The following is a 1,048-nucleotide window of genomic DNA, read 5'->3' as shown; positions in this document are numbered from 1 at the left end:
GCCTCTGGTCGCTGGTCCACGCCGAACGGGCGGCCCTGGCGGCCAACCCCGGCGCCCGGCGGCCGAGCTGTCAGGAGCGCGGGTGACGGTCTCCATTACGGGGTAGTTGACCAGCAAGAACGCGTACTGTGACGGAGCCGGCGCGGGGGTTGGCATGGATTACGAGCAGTTCTTCAAGATCGTGGAGCAGCAGATCGGCGGGGGGAGCCAGGCCGTGGAACGGGCTGTGCAGGCCACGCTCCGAACCCTCGCTGAGCGGCTCTCGAAGGGGCAGAGCCGGGATCTCCAAAGAGAGCTGCCTCCCGAGTTGATGCCCTGGCTCTACACCGACACGGACGCCGATACCTTCGACGTCGACGAGTTCCTGCGGCGCGTCGCCGAACGCGAGGGTGTGGACCTCGACACAGCAGACCGGCACGCCCGTGCGGTCTTCTGGGCGATCGGGCAGGCCGCGAGCCCCGACGAGATCGCCGATATGGTGGCCGAACTCCCGGACGACTTCGAGCCCCTGGTCGCGGAGGCCCAACGGCGGTTCGTCGAGATCGTGCCGGTCGAGGAGTTTCTGGCCAAGGTCGCGAAACGGACCGGGCTCGACCCCGAGAGCGCACGCCGGGCCACCGAGGCGGTGCTGGAAACGCTCGCCGAGCGCATCGCTCCGGGCGAGGTCGACGACCTGATCAGCCAGATCCACGTCCACCTGCACCCGCCGCTGAAGCGCGGCAAGGCCGCGGGCACCGGCCGGGCGGCGCGCATGTCCGTGGACGAGTTCGTGCAGCGGATCGCCGAACGGGAGGGCGCCTCGCCGGCGATGGCTCGCGAGCACGCCCAGGCCGTCTTCGGTGTGCTGCGCGAGTCGATCTCCAGTGAGGAGTACTTCGACGTGACCGCGCAGTTGCCCAACGAATACTGGCAACTGCTGCCCCGCCCCTAGGGATCTCCTCCGGCGCGGACCACCTTCAGGTCGCCGAACGCACAGGGTTGATCGCCGCCCGCCGCCGAGGCGTGAGGAGCGCCGGTCAGAGGCGAAGCGCGGCGCCCAGCCCGCGGA

The 1,048-nt window shown here is 70.0% G+C and carries 1 protein-coding gene; it reads left to right on the top strand.

Annotated elements, in window-relative coordinates:
• The first annotated feature begins 154 nt into the window (after positions 1–154).
• Positions 155–931, top strand: a complete 777-nt coding sequence (locus AB0J09_RS65735) for a DUF2267 domain-containing protein (RefSeq protein WP_360714751.1) — start codon at positions 155–157, stop codon at positions 929–931.
• Positions 932–1,048 lie beyond the last annotated feature (117 nt).

Source organism: Nonomuraea sp. NPDC049784 (assembly GCF_040659615.1).
Lineage (GTDB): Bacteria > Actinomycetota > Actinomycetes > Streptosporangiales > Streptosporangiaceae > Nonomuraea.
This window is presented reverse-complemented; position numbering and strand designations above follow the sequence as displayed.

Coding starts and splice junctions, on each gene's coding strand:
- AB0J09_RS65735 (WP_360714751.1), top strand. CDS start 155: ATGGATTACGAGCAGTTCTTCAAGATCGTGGAGCAGCAGATCGGCGGG.